General features: G+C 61.8%; 20 protein-coding genes. 16 read left to right on the forward strand and 4 right to left on the reverse strand.

Annotation, left to right across the window (positions count from 1 at the left end):
- Positions 1–27: 27 nt before the first annotated feature.
- Positions 28–633, reverse strand: a complete 606-nt coding sequence (locus F0M17_RS05525) for a class I SAM-dependent methyltransferase (protein ID WP_038992599.1) — start codon at positions 631–633, stop codon at positions 28–30.
- 327 nt (positions 634–960) lie between these two features.
- Here F0M17_RS05525 and hflX point away from each other — a divergent pair, with 327 nt between their 5' ends.
- The 3 genes from hflX (at position 961) to F0M17_RS05540 (ending at position 5,802) form a co-directional block, all read left to right on the forward strand.
- Positions 961–2,622 (forward strand): GTPase HflX, encoded by a 1,662-nt coding sequence (gene hflX / locus F0M17_RS05530; RefSeq protein ID WP_369826773.1) that lies wholly within the window; start codon positions 961–963, stop codon positions 2,620–2,622.
- Positions 2,615–4,612: an ATP-dependent DNA helicase gene (locus F0M17_RS05535; protein WP_038992597.1), complete on the forward strand. Its 1,998-nt coding sequence runs from the start codon at positions 2,615–2,617 to the stop codon at positions 4,610–4,612. Before hflX ends, F0M17_RS05535 begins: the two co-directional genes overlap by 8 nt.
- 110 nt (positions 4,613–4,722) lie before the next feature.
- Positions 4,723–5,802, forward strand: coding sequence for a glycoside hydrolase family 76 protein (locus tag F0M17_RS05540; protein WP_083586693.1), 1,080 nt, complete (start codon positions 4,723–4,725; stop codon positions 5,800–5,802).
- Positions 5,803–5,858: 56 nt separating this feature from the next.
- On the opposite strand, the gene lexA is transcribed toward F0M17_RS05540, so the two are convergent.
- On the reverse strand, positions 5,859–6,578 hold the full coding sequence (gene lexA, locus F0M17_RS05545; protein WP_073706797.1) for a transcriptional repressor LexA: 720 nt from the start codon (positions 6,576–6,578) through the stop codon (positions 5,859–5,861).
- A 258-nt stretch (positions 6,579–6,836) separates the two neighbouring features.
- On the opposite strand from lexA, the gene F0M17_RS05550 reads away from it, so the two are divergent.
- The 8 genes from F0M17_RS05550 (at position 6,837) to F0M17_RS05580 (ending at position 13,056) form a co-directional block, all read left to right on the forward strand.
- Positions 6,837–7,190 carry a LysM peptidoglycan-binding domain-containing protein gene (locus F0M17_RS05550; protein ID WP_073706798.1) on the forward strand — a complete coding sequence of 118 codons (354 nt, stop codon included), beginning with the start codon at positions 6,837–6,839 and terminating at the stop codon, positions 7,188–7,190.
- Positions 7,191–7,270: 80 nt separating this feature from the next.
- Positions 7,271–8,377 (forward strand): histidinol-phosphate transaminase, encoded by a 1,107-nt coding sequence (locus F0M17_RS05555; protein ID WP_038992594.1) that lies wholly within the window; start codon positions 7,271–7,273, stop codon positions 8,375–8,377.
- 22 nt (positions 8,378–8,399) lie between these two features.
- Entirely contained in the window at positions 8,400–9,020 is a 621-nt protein-coding gene (gene hisB / locus F0M17_RS05560; RefSeq protein ID WP_013348471.1) for an imidazoleglycerol-phosphate dehydratase HisB, read from the forward strand.
- Entirely contained in the window at positions 9,021–9,656 is a 636-nt protein-coding gene (gene hisH, locus F0M17_RS05565) for an imidazole glycerol phosphate synthase subunit HisH (RefSeq protein ID WP_038993703.1), read from the forward strand.
- A 2-nt stretch (positions 9,657–9,658) separates the two neighbouring features.
- Positions 9,659–9,808, forward strand: coding sequence for a hypothetical protein (locus tag F0M17_RS17420; RefSeq protein ID WP_162989234.1), 150 nt, complete (start codon positions 9,659–9,661; stop codon positions 9,806–9,808).
- Positions 9,809–9,837: 29 nt separating this feature from the next.
- Positions 9,838–10,575, forward strand: a complete 738-nt coding sequence (gene priA, locus F0M17_RS05570) for a bifunctional 1-(5-phosphoribosyl)-5-((5-phosphoribosylamino)methylideneamino)imidazole-4-carboxamide isomerase/phosphoribosylanthranilate isomerase PriA (RefSeq protein WP_149596625.1) — start codon at positions 9,838–9,840, stop codon at positions 10,573–10,575.
- 220 nt (positions 10,576–10,795) lie between these two features.
- Positions 10,796–11,677: an SseB family protein gene (locus tag F0M17_RS05575; RefSeq protein ID WP_149596626.1), complete on the forward strand. Its 882-nt coding sequence runs from the start codon at positions 10,796–10,798 to the stop codon at positions 11,675–11,677.
- Positions 11,678–11,718: 41 nt separating this feature from the next.
- On the forward strand, positions 11,719–13,056 hold the full coding sequence (locus F0M17_RS05580; RefSeq protein ID WP_066139119.1) for an MFS transporter: 1,338 nt from the start codon (positions 11,719–11,721) through the stop codon (positions 13,054–13,056).
- Here F0M17_RS05580 and F0M17_RS05585 read toward each other — a convergent pair.
- The gene (locus F0M17_RS05585) at positions 13,053–13,604 is read right to left on the reverse strand and encodes a GNAT family N-acetyltransferase (RefSeq protein ID WP_149596627.1); all 552 of its coding nucleotides are present in this window, start codon (positions 13,602–13,604) and stop codon (positions 13,053–13,055) included. The genes F0M17_RS05580 and F0M17_RS05585 overlap by 4 nt on opposite strands.
- Positions 13,605–13,700: 96 nt before the next feature.
- The gene (locus F0M17_RS05590; RefSeq protein ID WP_038993696.1) at positions 13,701–14,066 is read right to left on the reverse strand and encodes a DUF1844 domain-containing protein; all 366 of its coding nucleotides are present in this window, start codon (positions 14,064–14,066) and stop codon (positions 13,701–13,703) included.
- A gap of 329 nt (positions 14,067–14,395) precedes the next feature.
- On the opposite strand from F0M17_RS05590, the gene infC reads away from it, so the two are divergent.
- From infC to F0M17_RS05615, 5 genes are all read left to right on the forward strand, one after another.
- Complete coding sequence (gene infC, locus F0M17_RS05595) at positions 14,396–15,046, forward strand: translation initiation factor IF-3 (protein ID WP_038993694.1); 651 nt, start codon at positions 14,396–14,398, stop codon at positions 15,044–15,046.
- Positions 15,047–15,211: 165 nt separating this feature from the next.
- A complete protein-coding gene (rpmI, locus tag F0M17_RS05600) occupies positions 15,212–15,406 on the forward strand; it encodes a 50S ribosomal protein L35 (RefSeq protein ID WP_013348480.1) in 195 nt (64 codons plus the stop codon).
- Positions 15,407–15,510: 104 nt separating this feature from the next.
- On the forward strand, positions 15,511–16,158 hold the full coding sequence (gene rplT / locus F0M17_RS05605; protein WP_038993693.1) for a 50S ribosomal protein L20: 648 nt from the start codon (positions 15,511–15,513) through the stop codon (positions 16,156–16,158).
- Between the two features lie 135 nt (positions 16,159–16,293).
- A complete protein-coding gene (locus F0M17_RS05610) occupies positions 16,294–17,148 on the forward strand; it encodes an RNA methyltransferase (RefSeq protein ID WP_246857139.1) in 855 nt (284 codons plus the stop codon).
- A 25-nt stretch (positions 17,149–17,173) separates the two neighbouring features.
- Positions 17,174–17,614, forward strand: coding sequence for a (deoxy)nucleoside triphosphate pyrophosphohydrolase (locus tag F0M17_RS05615; protein ID WP_038993690.1), 441 nt, complete (start codon positions 17,174–17,176; stop codon positions 17,612–17,614).
- The last annotated feature ends 80 nt before the right edge of the window (positions 17,615–17,694 follow it).

Consider the following 17,694-nt stretch of genomic DNA (forward strand, 5'->3'; position numbering starts at 1 on the left):
GCTATTCTGCGATTTTGCTTTTGGCAATCAGGCCGGACGCGCTACCTTCAGCACGCGGAAGGCCTTGGCGGTCGCTTCACGGGTGATCTTCCAATCCGAGGGAAGCTGCTCAACCAGCCACTTCTGCAGCGAATCGCTGCCTAGGTTCTTCTGCACCACCATCCATGCCTCGCCACCCGGGGCCAACCGCGGCAACCACAGCATCAGCAATTCATGCAGGGCATCCTTGCCGATGCGAATGGGCGGGTTCGACCAGATGGTGTCGAATTGCAGGCTCGGATCCACGGACTCAGGGGTGCCGACAACTACGTTGGACAAGCCGAGCGCCGCGGCGTTCAAGCGGGCCAGGTCGATGGAACGCTCATTGACATCCACGCCGTAGACCTCGGACTGCGGGGACTGCTCGGCGGCGGCCAGGGTGATGGGTCCCCAGCCACACCCGATATCCAGAATGCGTCCGCGAGGGGTTGGCACGTACTGCAACAGCACCGCCGTTCCCTTGTCCAGACCGGCGGGGGAGAAGATTCCCGAGGCCGTCTGCACTTTGCGCAACGAGCCGTTGAGCTCGACTTCGATGGTGCGCCGTTCATCTGCCGAGGCCGGGCTGGCGGTGAAGTAGTGATCCGAGGTCATAGGCAAAGCTTATCGCCCAGTACGGATACCCCAAAGATCAGCGTCGGCAACGTGAGCAAGGCGATATGGGCGTGAGCAGATATCACTGATAGAGTTTTCCCTATGACTTTCATTTTCGTCTAATACGTAGCCCTCTTGGTTACCCGCGGTTCCACGAGCTGGCCGCGCAGTTCTTGCGCGCCCACCGGGCTGAATCAGCAGACGGCAAAGTCATTTCCCATTACCTGGCAGTTCTTCTTTCCAGAACCCCGCACACGCCTTTGCTTACCGGTAACCATGCATTCACCTGTCTGCCCATAGACCTTTACTCCTTGCAAAGGACCACGAATGTTTGATGAACCAACCGAAACTGAACGCGCCACGTCGCAAAGTGGGGTCCACCCGCACTATTCTGGAAAGCGAAGTACTTCTAAGGAGACCATGACTAACTCCGAGTCACACGAGCACGATTCGGCATCGATGGATGATGCCCAGATCCAGGCCGCCATCGATCGAATTCTCGCAGCCGATGATGCGCAGAGCCCGCAGGTTCAGCACTTCGGCGAAGAAGAGAATTCCATTTTCGCTGGCCAGGCTACTGCACTGAACCGTTTTTCCTCAGGCCTCAGCAATTTCGACGGGGACCAGGAAGATCTGGAGGATCGCCGCGCGCTGCGTCGCGTCGCAGGCCTGTCCACGGAACTGGAAGACGTCACCGAGGTTGAATACCGCCAGCTGCGCCTGGAACGCGTCGTGCTGGCGGGCATCTGGAGCGATGGTACCGTCGCCGACGCCGAGAACTCCCTGCGCGAGCTCGCCGCCTTGGCGGAGACCGCAGGTTCCGAAGTCCTCGATGGCCTGGTGCAGCGCCGCAGCAAGCCGGACCCTTCGACCTTCCTCGGCTCGGGCAAGGCCGAAGAGCTGCGCGGAATCGTTGCGTCAACGGGTGCCGATACCGTGATTGTCGATGCAGAGCTGGCGCCATCGCAGCGCCGCGCCCTGGAAGACATCGTCAAGGTCAAGGTCATCGACCGCACCAGCCTGATCCTGGACATCTTTGCGCAGCATGCCCAATCGCGCGAGGGCAAGGCCCAGGTTGAACTGGCCCAGCTCGAATACCTGCTGCCGCGTCTTCGTGGCTGGGGCGAATCGATGTCCCGCCAGGCCGGTGGCCGCGTAGGTGCCGCCGGTGGTGGCATCGGTTCGCGTGGACCGGGTGAAACCAAGATCGAGATGGACCGCCGCCGCATTCGCGACCGCATGGCGAAGCTGCGCCGCGAGATCAAGGCCATGAAGCCTGCGCGTGAAGCCAAGCGTGCCAACCGCAAGCGCAATGCGGTTCCAGCCGTGGCCATTGCCGGCTACACCAACGCCGGCAAGTCATCGCTGCTCAACCGCTTGACCAACGCCGGGGTGCTGGTGGAGAACGCGCTGTTCGCTACCCTGGATCCAACCGTCCGCCAGTCGGCGACCGAGGACGGGTTGACCTACACGCTGGCCGATACCGTCGGCTTCGTATCCAACCTCCCGACCCAGCTGGTGGAAGCCTTCCGATCCACGCTGGAGGAAATCGCCGATTCGGATCTCATCCTGCACGTCGTTGACGGGTCCCACCCTGATCCCGAAGGGCAGATCCAGGCCGTGCGCACCGTGCTCGGCGAAGTCGACGCGTTGAACATTCCAGAGATCATCGTGGTCAACAAGGCCGATGTGGCTGACCCGTTCGTTATCGAACGCATCCGCAACCGGGAATCCAACACCGTGGTCGTCTCCGCGCACACCGGTGAAGGCATCCAGGAGCTGCTCGAAAAGATCAGCTCATCGATTCCACGCCCCGGCATCCAGCTTGAGGTGCTCATTCCCTACAACCGCGGGGATTTGATCGCCAAGCTGCACCAGAGCGAATCAGAGATCTTGGAAAGCGAACACCTGGAGGAGGGCACCCGGATGATCGTCAAGGTGCGCGATTCCCTAGCTGCAGAGTTGGAGACCTTCAACCTCCATGGATAAGCAAGAGCAGGCCCTGGGGCTCCTGGAGGCCGCGGTCACTTCCATGGGCGGTGCCATGCGCACCGGCCAGCAGGAAATGGTCAAGCATGTGGTCAGCGCGCTGGAAGATGAAAAGCACTTGCTGGTGCAGGCAGGCACCGGCACCGGCAAGTCGATGGGCTACCTGATTCCGGCATTGGCCCACGCGCAGACCAGCGCCAAGCCGGTGATCGTCTCCACCGCGACCTTGGCGCTGCAATCGCAGATTGTCGGCCGTGACGTGCCGCGGTTGCTCGAATCGCTCAAGGGCAAGCTCTCGCGCCCGATGGATGTGGCCCTGCTCAAGGGACGCTCGAACTACCTGTGCCAGTACAAGCTCGGCGGCGGGTACCCGGATGACGAAGGCACGCTTTTCTCGATGGATGAGCCGGCAGCTCCTGCCGGCACCACCTATTCGCCGTTGGCCAGCGAGGTCATGAAGCTGCGCGAATGGGCTGAAGAGACTGAGACCGGTGACCGCGATGAGCTGGTGCCCGGGGTCAGCGACAAGGCGTGGAAGCAGGTCTCGGTTTCGGCCATGGAGTGCTTGGGGTCGCAGAAGTGCCCGATGGCTGATGAATGCTTCTCGGAGATGGCTCGTGCCCGTGCCGCGGAGGCGGACGTGGTCATTACCAACCACGCCCTGCTGGCGGTATCGGCCTTCGAGGGGCTTTCGGTCCTCCCGGACTTCGAAGTCGCAATCATCGATGAGGCCCACGAACTGCAAGACCGCGTGACCAGCTCGGTGTCCGGGGCGCTCTCCGCACGCATGGTGCTCACCGCGGCAGGCGGCGCCAAGCGCCATTGCGGAGTGAACGTGGACGAGATGGTCAAGGCGGCGAACCGCTTGGAGAAGTCGTTGACCGGTGTGCCCACGGGACTGCTGGAACATGGCCTGCGCGAAGACATGGGCATCGCCCTGAACGACATCGTGGAACAGGCCCGGCTGGCGTTGGCGCTGTCCAAGCCCGAAGCCAATGCACCGGCTGACGGCGGACGACAGACCGCCCGCTCCCAGCTGCAGGCGGTGATGGACGATGCGATTCGCATGCTCGAATCCGAAGAGCGCCGCGAGGTGCTGTACACCACCCGTCCGCGGGAGTTTGTCGAAGGCCGGGGCTACGTCGAAGCTGACGAGACCCAGCCAGCCACGTTGAACGTTGCCCCGTTGTCCGTTGCCGGCAAGCTGCGCGAAGGGCTTTTCGACGGGCGCACGGTCGTCTTGACCAGCGCTACCTTGGCTATCGGCGCGCAGTTCGACTCGGTCGCAGGCTCCCTGGGTCTGATGGGCGCCGGGGCTCCGTCCTGGACCGGCGTGGACGTCGGCAGTCCCTTCGATTACCCGAAGCAGGGCATCCTGTACGTAGCCAAGCATCTGCCCAAGCCGGGCCGCCAACTGGCCGCCGAGACGCTTGATGAGATCGAGGATCTCATCAAGGCCTCCGGCGGCGGTGCACTGGCTCTGTTCACTTCGAAACGCTCCGCCGAAGAAGCGGCAAGCATCTTGCGCGAACGCCTGGACGTGGAGATCCTGTGCCAGGGCGAGGGCAGCATGAAGTCGCTGGTCGAGCAGTTCAGCAGCGAACGCGACACCTGCCTGTTCGGAACCATGACCCTGTGGCAGGGCGTGGACGTGCCAGGAGATTCCTGCCGGCTGGTCATCATCGACAAGATCCCGTTCCCGCGCCCGGACGATCCGATCTCCAAAGCCCGTTCCGAGGACGTGGCCAAGCATGGCGGCAACGGCTTCATGCAGGTGGCCGCCACCCATGCGGCGATTCGCCTAGCCCAGGGCGCTGGACGCCTGATTCGTTCGGTCGGGGACAAGGGCGTGGTGGCGATCCTCGATTCGCGCATGGCCACTGCACGGTACGGCAGCTTCTTGAAAGCGACGCTGCCGCCGATGTGGCCGACTGTCGACAAGAAGGTCATCACCGGAGTTCTCCAGCGCTTGAACCCGGACGGGAAATAGCCGCAGCCAGAGCATGAACTTGAGCTGTCCTTGGACTTGGGGCAGCTCAAGTACTTAAAGCACTATCAGCAGGATGGTTGGATATGCACTAAGGTCTGTGAGAAGAACTGATGCCGCGTGAACCGGAAGGCACCATGGAGTCCATGCAGGAATTGGCACACCAAGCCGCCATCGACACCCACCAGCGTTTCGGACGGCGCCTCTTGCGGCTGCCCGGAACCTGGATTGGGCAGAGCTACAGCAGGGCGCACCGGTTGCGCGACGGAAGCTTGCTCAGCGATCTCAATGGCTGCGCGCACCCGTTTTCGGAGTGGAACTATTGGTGGCAGGCGCATTATCTGGATGCCATCATTGATGACGGCCACTCCTATCTGGCCGCAGGCGACGCGGAATCGGCGCGTGCCGAGCTGGCCCGGGCCAATCATCTGTTGCGTGGCATTCGAATTCGCAACTTCGGGATGCTGCCCAACTACTTCTTCGACGATATGGCGTGGCTTGCCTTGGCCAGCGGCCGTCTGGCGCAGTTCACGCTGGCCGTGAGGGGAGAAGGAAACCACGCTGCTCAGACTGCAATGCGGGTGCTGGGAGAACAGCTTCAAGCTGGCATGGACGAGGTGCTGGGCGGCGGCCTGTACTGGTCGAAAAAACGGGATTTCAAGAATACGCCGGCCAATGCGCCGGCGGCACTGTTCTTCGGCCGAACCGGACAGAAGGACACCGCACGGCAGGTTCTCCAATGGCTGGAGAAGAACCTGTTCAGCGCCGAGCGTGGGCTGTATTTGGACGGGCTGCGGTTGGCCAGCCAGGGGCATACGGTGGAGCCAGCGATCTATACCTATAACCAGGGCACGGTGCTAGGCGCGTTGCTTGAGCTTGGCGAGCCAGCCGATCTGGCTCACGCCCAGGTGCTGATCGATGCGACCACGCACTCGCTGTCTTCCGCGGCCCGAGTACTCGCGTTCAACCGCGGGGGAGACGGGAACCTTTTTGCCGGAATCCTGTGCCGGTATCTGGCCCTCGCCGCGAAAGATCACCGCTTGGAAGCACCAAGCAGGGAGCAGGCCAGGCAACTGGTCACGGCAACTGCAGGCCATCTGATCGACCAGGAACCGCGCCGGCTCTCGGCGGCAGTCCAGCGCTGGATGATCTTCGCCGCGGCCGCCCAGATCGAGCTCGAGGCCGGCGAGTAGCTGATTAAACGAAAATTGCGCTGGTGCCAAGCACCAGCGCAATATCCACACGAAATCTAGAGTGAGCGCATGACCGAGACGACCCGTCCCATGATCTTTGCTGCATCACCCAAAATCGGTTCGTAGCGCGAGTTCTGTGGAAGCAGCCAAGTATGCCCATCACGCTGCCGGAAGGTCTTGACGGTCGCTTCCTCGTCCAGCAGGGCTGCGACGATGTCGCCGTTGTCTGCCGTCTGCTGTCGGCGGACAACTACCCAGTCGCCATCGCAAATCGCGGCGTCAACCATTGAATCGCCGGAAACCTTGAGCATGAACAGTTCCCCGTGGCCCACGAGCTGACGAGGCAACGAGAAAACATCTTCGACGGACTGTTCTGCCAGGATCGGACCGCCAGCAGCAATACGGCCAACCAGCGGAACCATGGTGGTGTCAGCAGAAGTGCTCAGCTCAATGATCTTGGCGTCTTCGCTGGCAGCCGGCTCGACCGGCTCCGAGACCTCGGCCTTTTCGGCATCGTCGGACAATTGCAGCGGAAGCAGGATTTCCATCGCGCGCGGACGGCGTGGGTCTCGACGGATATAGCCGAGCTTTTCCAACTGGCTCAACTGGTGGGTCACGCTCGAAAGACTCTTGAGTCCGACAGCGTCGCCAATCTCACGCATCGATGGCGGATAACCGTTCTTGCCGATAGACCGCTGGATCGTCTCAAGGATCTTCTTTTGGCGAATCGTCAGCGAACGTGCATTCGATCGGGGAGTGCGTTGTGATGCTGACATGAGATTTTGCCTTCCCTAGCAATCATTCGAAAGTTTGCGTGTCCAAACTGTCGGAGCTAGATGGTGAGATGTTTTCATTGCTCGTCTACTTCGAAATCTTAGTAGATAAGCGAGCTTCTTTCAAAGATTTGTTCGAAAACTTCTGGACAAGTTCCGCGAATCTCTGTTAGAACAGATATACGAGGTTCGAACAAGTTTTCGAATCCGTTCTTTCGAATAAAAATTCGCATCACTTGAATTTCTTGAGGAGACAACGTCATGGCTACCGTCGCACTTGACTCAGATCAGACCCAAGCGCCGCTGAAAATCCGCATCAACCGCCGCGGTTGGGCTGTGCTGGTGGGGATGCCCGTTTTCGCACTCACGATCGCTGCTGCTTTCTTCTTCTCCATGTTCGCCTCTGACGCGCATGCCGCGGCAGAAGATCCTGCTGGGGTTGGAACCATCGATGTCACCGTGATCCCCGGGGATACGCTATGGAGTTTGGCTCGCGACTATGCCACCGGTTACGACGTGACTTCCGCAGTTGGCCACATCGCGGAGCTCAACGCCTTGGACGGCAGCGAAATCCAGGTTGGAGATACCTTGTCGATTCCGGTCATTGCCGGCTAGCTTCCCCCGCTGTCTAGAGTTTGTTACCTGCAGCCGTAGCGGATTCACTGGCGGGCTCGCTGCGCACGTAGACTTGATGCGTGAATGACCGCAGTGAACTTTTGAGTCAGCTGCCCTTGCGTGAGAATCTCCGCGGGCTATCCCCTTATGGCGCACCGCAAATTGACGTGCCGATCCAGTTGAACGTCAACGAGAACACCCATCCGTTGCCACCGGTAGTCGTAGACGCCATTGCCCAGGAAGTGGCCAAGGCAGCGGCAACTCTGAATCGCTATCCCGACCGCGAGTTCACCGAGCTTCGTGAACTTCTTGCCGATTACCTCGGCCACTCGCTCACCAAGGAGAACATCTGGGCCGCGAACGGTTCGAATGAAATCCTGCAGCAGATCCTGCAAGCCTTCGGTGGTCCAGGCCGTACCGTGATGAGCTTCGGCCCCACCTACTCCATGTACCCGCTGTTGGCCAGTGGTACTGATACCACCTATATCGCCGGTGAACGCGCCGAGGATTTCACCCTGTCCGCCGAATCTGCAGCCGCGCAGGTCCGCGAGCACAAGCCGAATATCGTGTTCCTGTGCTCGCCGAACAACCCCACCGGCACCGCCCTTGGCCTTGATGTCATCACGGCCGTGTACGAAGCCATGAGCGAGCACAACGGCATGGTGATCGTTGACGAGGCGTACGCCGAATTCTCCTTGGCCAGCACCAAGTCCGCACTGAGTCTGCTTGAAGGCCGCCAGCGATTGATCGTCTCGCGCACCATGTCCAAGGCATTCGGCCTGGCCGGCGCACGCGTCGGCTACCTGGCCGCCGCGCCAGAGGTCACCGATGCCATCCGCTTGGTGCGGCTGCCGTACCACCTGTCGGCCGTGACCCAGGCAACGGCGATCGCCGCCTTGAAGAACATCGAGTTGCTGCTGGCGCAGGTCGAAGACATCAAGTCCCAGCGTGACCGCATCGTCGCGCGCTTGAAGGAACTGGGCCTGAAGCCATCGGTCTCCGACTCCAACTTCGTCTTCTTCGGTGGCGTCGAAGACCCCCACGCTATTTGGGAAGGCCTGTTGGAAGCCGGCATCATCATCCGCGACAATGGAATTCCGGGGACCTTGCGTGTTACGGCCGGAACCGAATCAGAAACCACAGCCTTCTTGGAACGACTTGCCGAACTGCTCGGCTCGCAGAAGTAATCAAAGACAAGCGAAGGAAGACATGTCTGCCGAATTGATTGGCGCACGTCGCGCCCGCATGGAACGCGTGACCAGCGAATCGTCCGTATTCGTTGAATTGGATCTCGATGGAACCGGCGTCTCGGAGATCAGCACCTCGGTGCCGTTCTATGACCACATGCTGACTGCGCTCTCCAAGCATTCGCTCATCGACCTCACCGTGCGTGCTACCGGCGATACCCACATCGATGTCCACCACACCGTTGAGGACACCGCGATCACCATCGGCGAAGTGCTGCGCGTGGCGCTGGGCAACAAGGCAGGCATCCGCCGCTTCGGCACCTCCTACGCTCCGCTGGACGAGGCGCTGTCCCGTTCAGTCGTCGATGTCTCGGGCCGGCCATACCTCGTGCACTCCGGCGAGCCTGCTGGCCAGGAATACCACTTGATCGGCGGGCACTTCACCGGCTCGATGACCCGCCACGTCTTCGAAGCCATCACCTTCCACGCACAGATCTGCGCTCACATCGAGGTGCTCTCGGGCCGCGACCCGCACCACATTGTCGAAGCGCAATTCAAGTCCTTCGCCCGCGCCTTGCGCGAAGCCGTAGAGCGCGATGAGCGCATGGGCGACAAGATCCCATCCACGAAGGGTGCCCTGTAAGTGGAGAAGAAAACAGTAGTTGTCCTGGACTACGGTTCAGGCAACGTCCGTTCCGCCGTGCGCGCCTTGGAAGCCGCCGGCGCCGAGGTGGAACTGACCGCAGACCCGAAGAAGATCGTGGCTGCCGACGGACTGGTAGTCCCGGGAGTCGGCGCCTACGCCTCGGTCATGGAGCAGTTGACCGCAACCGGTTCCCTGCGCTGGATCGGCCGCCGCATCGCCGGTGGCCTGCCCGTCTTGGGGATCTGCGTGGGCCACCAGGTCTTCTTTGAAGAAGGCGTGGAGCATGGGGTGAAAACCGAAGGCATCGGCGAATGGCCGGGCAAGGTTGAACGCCTCCAGTCGGATGTCATTCCGCACATGGGCTGGAACACGGTGCGCCCGCCGGAAGGATCCAAGCTTTTCGCAGGCATCGAGGACGAGCGATTCTACTTCGTGCACTCCTACGCTGTGCAGAAGTGGGAATTCGACGTCACCCAGCCAGCGATGACCCCGCCGCAGGTGACCTGGTCGACGCACGGGACGCCATTCGTGGCCGCCGTCGAAAACGGCCCGCTCTCGGCAGTCCAGTTCCACCCGGAGAAGTCCGGCGACGCTGGCGCACAGTTGCTGCGCAACTGGTTGGGGACACTCTAGGCATGTGGAGCCTCATCTTGGGTGTTATCGGGGCCTTCCTGATCGGCGGGGCCATTTCGCTGAAGAACCAGAAGGCCCATATTTCATGGATCATCGCGCTCTGGGTGCTTGCAGGCATGAGCTTGATCGCAGCCTGGGCCCTGACCTACTAACCACTTTTTATTTCTTCATTAAGGACATCATGAGCGAGCAACCAATCCTCGAACTCCTGCCTGCGGTAGATATCGCCGGCGGCCAGGCAGTGCGCCTGGTCCAGGGCGAAGCCGGTACCGAGACCGGATACGGCGACCCGCTGGAAGCTGCGCTTTCCTGGCAGAACGCCGGGGCCGAATGGCTGCACCTGGTCGACCTGGACGCAGCCTTCGACCGCGGAAGCAATGTCGAGATCGTCCAGCGCATTGCCAAGGAACTGAACATCAAGGTCGAGCTCTCCGGCGGCATCCGCGACGACGCCTCCCTGGAACGTGCACTGGAATTCGGCGCTACCCGCGTCAACCTCGGTACCGCCGCACTGGAAAACCCGGAATGGACGAAGCAGGCCATCGCCCGCCACGGCGACAAGATCGCCGTGGGCATGGACGTGCGCGGAACCACCTTGTCCGGCCACGGCTGGACCAAGGACGGCGGCGACCTGTGGGACGTCCTAGCTCGCTTGGAAGACGCCGGATGCGCCCGCTATGTTGTCACCGACGTGACCAAGGACGGCACGCTGCGCGGTCCAAACGTTGAACTGCTGCGCGAAATCGCTGCCAAGACCAGCAAGCCGATTGTCGCCTCGGGCGGCATCTCCTCGCTCGAAGACCTCCGCGTCTTGCGTGAGCTGGTTCCTGAAGGCATCGAAGGCGCCATCATGGGCAAGGCGCTGTACTCAGGCCAGTTCACCTTGCAAGAAGCGCTCGATGTGGCAGGCCGCCGCTAGGCACCAAGTACCATCCGCGAAAGGCGATTCAGAAGCTCCCTGCTTCTGAATCGCCTTTCCATTTGTGAAGCCAGATTCCTGCAATACCTTCTCCTGGCAGCGATGGCGCACAGCCGGCAGGGGATGAAATCTGAAATGCCCCGCTCGGGGTGTCCAAGCTCATGAATGCAGTTTTGGAACTTCCTGCCAACAACCTCGAAACCACCGATAGCATGGAGCTATGAGCACCGAGCAACCTGAATCTGCACCCAAACGCCATCTGCCGGGACATATTGTCGCTGCGCTGGCGCAGGCAGGTTCAAAAACCGACTCTGCCGGCCAGGATTGGGAAGGCCGCGACCTGAGCGGCGAAGGCAACCCCCTGCATAACTTCGACAAGGACGACGGCATGGCCGACGCCAATGTCGTTGCCGCCTTGGCAGCCTTGCGAGCCGGCACCGCGGGGGAGGGCGAAGTGCATCAATCCTTGTCACAGGCGCGCGTTTTCGTTGCGGTGGTCGCCCAGCTCGGTGAAGAAGCGATGACTGAACACGGCTTCGCCTCCGATAAGGAAGCCGATATGGCGCTGGTGAAGATCAAGGCTCCGGATGGCCGCATGGCCCTGCCGATCTTCACCACAGTTGAACGGCTTCAGACGTGGCACAAGGAAGCTCGGCCGGTGGCGGTCTACGCCCCGCGGGCGGCCCTCTCGGCAGTCAGCGAGGAATGCCAGCTGCTGGTCCTCGATCCCGGAAGCGATTTCACCTTCGTGCTTCGACGACCCGGGGTCTGGAACCTGGCTAAGCAGATCGAGTGGATTCCGAGTTATCAGAATCAGCAGATCGCCAACCTAGTGCAGGATGCAACCGAAGGCTTCAGCCAGTTGCAGACCGTCAAGGTTGCCCCGGGCAGGGGAGTCGGCTCCCGCAGCAAGGACGGGCAAGTTGTCCTTGGCGGAGGTTCCGGACCGGAACTTAACCTGCAGTTCGTCTTTGCTCCTGGAACGAGCGAGAACGACGCACGCGAGGCAACTCGCGCAATCCACGGACGTTTGTCCCAGAACACCGAATTCGCTGAAGCAGTGGATTCCCTCGAACTCAGTTTGCACAGCGCGCCGAGCTAGACCGGCGGGCTCCTTTTGACCAGATAAGGAACTTTCCGGGCATGAAAAGCTATTGGCAGATCCTGCGCCAGCCGCAGATCTCACTGTTGTTGCTGATTGGCATGATTGCCCGCCTGCCGCACTCTGCCTTGAGCATGCTGCTGCTCCTGCATCTGGTGAACAACCTCGACCAATCCTGGGTTTCAGCGGGCCTGGTCACGGCAGTCATGACCCTGGGCATCGCCATCGGCGCCCCCTGGCGCGGAGCCCGCGTGGATGTCTGGGGACTGCGCCGCGCGATGATCCCCTCGGTGATCGTCGAAACCCTCGTCTGGTGCACGGTGCCCCATGTTCCGCTGGTTTGGGTCTACCCCTTGGCCTTCATCGGCGGGCTCTTCGCACTGCCGGTCTTCTCCGTGGTGCGTACCGCCCTGGGCATCATGACCACCGGTGAGCAGCGCCGTACCGCCTTCGCCCTGGACGCAACCGCCACCGAACTGGTGTTCATCGTCGGCCCGGCCAGTGCCGGCATTGTCGCCACCCAGGTCAGCAGCGTCATCGGCTTGAGCGTAATTGGCGTAACCTCGACGGTGGCCGGTTTGGCGCTGATGATCCTGAATCCGCCAACACGCAGCGACGACCCCAAGGCGATTGCTTCGCGGGCCAACGTGCACGAAGAACGCCTGGGCGCGGAAGCCAGCTTCATTGCCGCCGCACCGATGGGCGTGCCCGAAGTCGAAGGCGAGCTGATTGCCGCCGGCATGAAATCCGCCCGTGCCCGGATCAAGCAGCGCGGACGCAACTTCAAGAACCGTTTCAACTGGGTCAGCGCTTCGGTCCTGGCGGTCTTCATCGCCTCGGCCGGAGCGGGCATGCTGCTCACCGGCACCGAGGTGGCCATCGTGGCCGAACTGGATGCGTCGGCGCAAAGCCACCAGCTTGGGCTGGTGTTCTTCTTCTGGTGCGGCGCCTCGCTGATCGGCGGCCTGATCTACGGGTCGATGACCCGGGTTATCTCTCCGCTGGTGCTGCTGCTGAGCATGGCAGTGCTGACCATACCGATGTATTTTGCGTGGGATACCTGGTCATTGGCGCTGTTCTCCGCCCTGCCCGGCTTCCTCTGCGCGCCAACGCTGTCGGCGGCTTCCGAATGGCTCACCGACCTGGTGGCCGAAAAGCGCCGCGGCGAAGCCATGGGCTGGTACGGTTCGGCGATGACTGCGGGTACCGCGCTGGGCTCTCCAATCACCGGCATCTTCGTCGACAACCTCGGTCCGGCCCCTGCCTTCATCGGCATCAGCACGATGGCCGCGCTGGTTGTGGTGATCGCGCTGATCGCCCAGCAAATCCGCCGTCGCGTGCGCCGTGCCCGCCGCCGTCGCTTGGAAACGATCGCCTAGGCGCGAGGCGCTGGCCTGAGCCGCGAGTACATGTACATGTCCTTGCGGTCGGAGCCCACCCGTTCCCAGCTGCGCAGCAACCCTTCGCGCTGGAAGCCGCAGGCTTCGGCGGTCCGCCACGACCCCTCGTTCCAGGGCTCCACGTAGAGCTCCACCCGTTCGATGCCCGGATGCTCCAAGCCCCAGGCCGCCAGCGCCGTCAATGCCTGCTTGGCAATGCCCCGGCGCCGGAACCCCGGGGCGATCCAGTATCCGATGCTTGCCCGGCCCTGATGGGCATCGCGCAGCCAGAGGCCGATCTGCCCGGCGGCAGCATTTGTCGCCGCGTCGGCGATGGCAAATGAGTAGCCGCTGCCCTCGGCGACACGGCGATGCTGGCGTTCGATGAATGCCGCGTAGTCCGCTTCGGTCCCTTGCGCCGGGACAGTGGTGATTCGCGGAATGTACGGGTCGGCGGACGCCTGCCGCACGGCAGGGATGTCGCTGGGCTGGAAAGGGCGCAGCCGGTAGGCCCCGGCGTCCAGCACTGGCTGTTCGAGCATCTGCATGCTTCCAACCTAGCCGGTGATCCAAACAACAATGGACCCGTTTCCCGAAGGAAACGAGTCCATGATGTTAATCTCTTAAAATTCAGCCAATATTACCTAGTTGACCGGTCCGGTGAACTTCTCGCCCGGGCCCTTGCCTGGTGCATCGGGGATGATCGAAGCTTCGCGGAAGGCCAGCTGGAGGCTGCGCAGGCCGTCGCGCAAAGGCGCCGCGTGCTGCGAGCCGATCTCCGGCGCACCGGCGGTGACTAGGCCTGCCAGCGCGGTGATCAGCTTGCGGGCCTCGTCGAGATCCTTCAGCTCATTGGCATCTTCGCCCTCTGCAAGGCCGCACTTGACTGCTGCTGCACTCATCAGGTGGACAGCGGCAGTGGTGATGATTTCAACTGCTGCAACTTCAGCGATATCGCGCACCTGCTGGTCCACAGAGTGCTGGTGCGAGTTGGTGTCTTCGTTAGTCATACTGCTAAGCTTGTCACAGACCGACTCGATGCCGGTACTTCTCGCAGTTCTCCAGTTAGCCCTGGACGAGGGATTCGTACTAGTATTGAGCCATGCAAGTGGAGGCCAACTCCCACCCGCTGTCGCCGTTTGAGGCTTCCGGGTAGTTCGGCAGGATCGCAGCAATGCGATCCCCAAGCGCTTACGCGGGAACTTTCTCGTGTTCGGCTATGTCGTTATTTCTGGCCTTCGCCTGCAATCGCAGACGGAGGCCTTCTTTGTTTGCGGTCATGGATTACGAATTTCAGGAGTGACACATCAGCGATCCACGCATTAACGAGCGCATTCGCGTGCCAGAGGTACGTCTCGTCGGCCCTAATGGTGAGCAGGTAGGCATCGTCCGCATTGAGGACGCGCTTCGTCTTGCTCTCGAGTCCGATCTGGACTTGGTCGAGGTGGCACCCAGCGCCAAGCCTCCAGTGTGCAAATTGATGGATTTCGGCAAGTACAAGTACGAAGCCGCCGTCAAGGCTCGCGAAGCTCGTAAGAACCAGACCAACACGGTCTTGAAGGAAGTCCGCTTCCGCCTGAAGATCGACACCCACGACTACGAGACCAAGGTCGGCCACGCACTGCGCTTCCTGGGCGCAGGCGACAAGGTCAAGGCCATGATCCAGTTCCGTGGTCGTGAGCAGCAGCGACCAGAAATGGGCATCCGCTTGCTTGAAAAGTTTGCAGCAGACGTCGCCGAAGTTGGGGTCATTGAGTCCAGCCCGCGCATCGATGGCCGAAACATGGTCATGGTTGTTGGTCCGCTGAAGAACAAGGCAGAGGCTCGCCGCGAGCAGCAGCAGAAGTCGGGTGGCCGCAATTCGGCCAAGCGCAAGATCCGCACCGACGCTCCGGTTGAGACCGAGGGCCAGAATGTCGCAGCTTCCATGGATGATGACGCCCGCGCCAAGCTGGAGCAGGCACGTCAGGCAGCTGAAGGCGACGCCTAGCCAAGCCTGTTGGGCTTTCGGGCCCGTCACCGTTCACGGTGAAGGAACTTCCTCCGGGAAGATCCAACTACAAGAGAACAACAGCGGTCACCTTTATCGGGGCCCGCTTCGGATGATCCCCACCCGGTGCCTTACCGGGTGGAGCACGTAAGGAGAACGGCAGCTATGCCGAAGTTCAAGACTCACAGTGGCGCCAAGAAGCGCTTCAAGCTCACCGGCAGCGGTAAGCTCGCTCGCCAGCAGGCCAACCGTCGCCACTACCTGGAGCACAAGTCCTCGCGCGTTACCCGTCGCCTGGCTTCTGACCAGATCGTCGCCAAGGCCGATGTGAAGACCATCAAGCGGATGCTGGGCCTCTAAGCTCTCCCTTTCGCACTACGGGGAAGCAATACCCCACCACCCATAGATTTCACCCATCCCGCGACATTGCGGGCACTGGGGAACTGACTTGAAGGAGTACACACGTGGCACGTGTGAAGCGGGCAGTAAACGCCCACAAGAAGCGTCGCGTCGTTCTGGAACGCGCAAAGGGTTACCGCGGTCAGCGTTCGCGCCTGTACCGTAAGGCCAAGGAGCAGCTGCTCCACTCGTTCGTTTACAGCTTCAACGACCGCCGTAAGCGCAAGGGCGACTTCCGCCGCCTGTGGATCCAGCGCATCAACGCTGCATCCCGCGCCAACGGCATGACCTACAACCGCCTGATCCAGGGCCTGAAGGCTGCCCAGATCGAGGTTGACCGCCGCATGCTCGCAGAGCTGGCTGTTTCGGACTCGAACGCTTTCGCCACCCTGGTGAAGGTTGCAAAGGACGCTCTTCCAGCTGACGTCAACGCACCAAAGGCTGCTGCTGAGGTTGCTGCCCCTAAGGCTGAGAAGGCTCCAAAGGCTGCTGCCAAGGCTGTCGAGGGTGAAGGCGTAATCAAGGCTGTTGAAGGCGAAGACGCTCCTGAGGGCTTCGTCATCAAGGGCAACGCCGGCTCGAACAAGTACCACGTTCCAGGTTCGACCTGGTACGAGCAGACTGAAGCAGAGTACTGGTTCAACTCCATCGAAGCTGCCAAGGCTGCAGGCTTCGAACCAGCTGGCGGAGAATCCCGTCAGCAGATGAAGTAAATCTCTTCTCCCTTTGAGCTGAGGCTCAGGTAGGACAGATCACAACGAAGGACGGGTCCCGCGCATAGCGCGGACCCGTCCTTTGCGTGCATCTACCGGTATTCTCGAGTCATGAGCAGTTTTCCTCCAGAAGTGATGTCCAATCCACGCGCTGAACGGGTCAAGGCCATCGCGCGGCTGGCCAAGATCAAGGGCCGCGAAGCCACCGGTGAATACCTCGCCGAAGGCCCGCAGGCTGTTCGCGAAGCGCTCAAGGCCCATCTGGAGGACGACAACCTGGTCCAAGGCGTCTACGCCGTCGGCGGCTTCCTGGAAAGCCACGAGGAATTCGCGCAGCTGCTCGACGAGGCGAAGGTGCCAACCCGCATCGTCACCGGCGAGGTGCTGCACGCCATGGCCGACACCCAGACCCCGCAGGGCATCCTCGCGGTCGTCGCCATGTCCCAGCCGCAGCTGAGCGAGGTGCTGGACACCAAGCCGAAGCTGATCGCCGTGCTCTGCCGCGTGCAGGATCCGGGCAACGCCGGCACCATCCTGCGCGCCGCCGATGCCGCCGGAGCTGATGCGGTGATCCTGACCAAGGGCAGCGTGGACATCTACAACCCGAAGGCCGTGCGCTCCACCGCCGGCTCGCTGTTCCACCTGCCGGTACTGAGCAACATCGAATTCGACCACCTGGTCGCCGCCGCGAAGAGCACCGGAAGCCAAGTGCTGGCAGCCGACGGCTATGCCGCCCACAACCTCGATACCCTGCAGGATGCCGCCGTGCTTCGTGCACACCAACCGGGCACCGCCGCGCCCGAAGGCCAGCCGGTGCTCGAAGCGCCCACCCTGTGGCTGTTCGGCAACGAAGGCCAGGGCCTGGACGAGCACGAGAAGGATGCCGCCGACTACCGAGTGGCAGTGCCGCTCTACGGTGTCGCCGAATCCCTGAACGTGGGGACCGCATCCACCGTCTGCCTGTACGCCTCGGCCCGCGCCCAGCGCTAGGCGCAGAGGAGCATCCTGACTTCCCATGAGCACTGAACTCAAGCAAATTGTCGCCGTGGCCATTGTCGATGACCTGGCGAAGCCCACCAAGCTATTGGCCGCGCGCCGCAACCGCCCAGCAGCCCTCGCCGGACTCTGGGAATTTCCCGGTGGCAAGGTCGAACCGGGGGAGAGCGAAATCCAGGCCGTGCACCGCGAACTGCGCGAAGAACTCGGGGTGCAGCTGCGTCTTGGCGCCCCTATCCCGGGCCCGCATCCGCAAGGCTGGCAGCTGAACGAGAAGGCCGCCATGCGCATGTGGTTCGCCCAGATCGCCGAGGGCGAACCAGCACCCCTGGACGGGCATGACCAGCTGGCCTGGCTCCAGCTCGATGACTCGCTGGGCGCTATCGTTCCATGGATTCCAGCCGATGCGCCGATCGTTGCGGCATGCCTGGCCCAGGCACGTGCAGGGGCGCAGCGCTGAACACCCGTAAGCTTGATACCACGCCAGCATCTGGCATATTGCCTATCACCGATATTTTTTGAGGAGCACACTTCGTGAAG

The sequence above is a fragment of the Glutamicibacter sp. ZJUTW genome (assembly GCF_008370855.1).
GTDB lineage: Bacteria > Actinomycetota > Actinomycetes > Actinomycetales > Micrococcaceae > Glutamicibacter > Glutamicibacter nicotianae.

Coding starts and splice junctions, on each gene's coding strand:
- F0M17_RS05525 (WP_038992599.1), bottom strand. CDS start 633: ATGACCTCGGATCACTACTTCACCGCCAGCCCGGCCTCGGCAGATGAA.
- hflX (WP_369826773.1), top strand. CDS start 961: ATGTTTGATGAACCAACCGAAACTGAACGCGCCACGTCGCAAAGTGGG.
- F0M17_RS05535 (WP_038992597.1), top strand. CDS start 2,615: ATGGATAAGCAAGAGCAGGCCCTGGGGCTCCTGGAGGCCGCGGTCACT.
- F0M17_RS05540 (WP_083586693.1), top strand. CDS start 4,723: ATGCCGCGTGAACCGGAAGGCACCATGGAGTCCATGCAGGAATTGGCA.
- lexA (WP_073706797.1), bottom strand. CDS start 6,578: ATGTCAGCATCACAACGCACTCCCCGATCGAATGCACGTTCGCTGACG.
- F0M17_RS05550 (WP_073706798.1), top strand. CDS start 6,837: ATGGCTACCGTCGCACTTGACTCAGATCAGACCCAAGCGCCGCTGAAA.
- hisB (WP_013348471.1), top strand. CDS start 8,400: ATGTCTGCCGAATTGATTGGCGCACGTCGCGCCCGCATGGAACGCGTG.
- F0M17_RS17420 (WP_162989234.1), top strand. CDS start 9,659: ATGTGGAGCCTCATCTTGGGTGTTATCGGGGCCTTCCTGATCGGCGGG.
- priA (WP_149596625.1), top strand. CDS start 9,838: ATGAGCGAGCAACCAATCCTCGAACTCCTGCCTGCGGTAGATATCGCC.
- F0M17_RS05575 (WP_149596626.1), top strand. CDS start 10,796: ATGAGCACCGAGCAACCTGAATCTGCACCCAAACGCCATCTGCCGGGA.
- F0M17_RS05580 (WP_066139119.1), top strand. CDS start 11,719: ATGAAAAGCTATTGGCAGATCCTGCGCCAGCCGCAGATCTCACTGTTG.
- F0M17_RS05585 (WP_149596627.1), bottom strand. CDS start 13,604: ATGCAGATGCTCGAACAGCCAGTGCTGGACGCCGGGGCCTACCGGCTG.
- F0M17_RS05590 (WP_038993696.1), bottom strand. CDS start 14,066: ATGACTAACGAAGACACCAACTCGCACCAGCACTCTGTGGACCAGCAG.
- rpmI (WP_013348480.1), top strand. CDS start 15,212: ATGCCGAAGTTCAAGACTCACAGTGGCGCCAAGAAGCGCTTCAAGCTC.
- F0M17_RS05610 (WP_246857139.1), top strand. CDS start 16,294: ATGTCCAATCCACGCGCTGAACGGGTCAAGGCCATCGCGCGGCTGGCC.
- F0M17_RS05615 (WP_038993690.1), top strand. CDS start 17,174: ATGAGCACTGAACTCAAGCAAATTGTCGCCGTGGCCATTGTCGATGAC.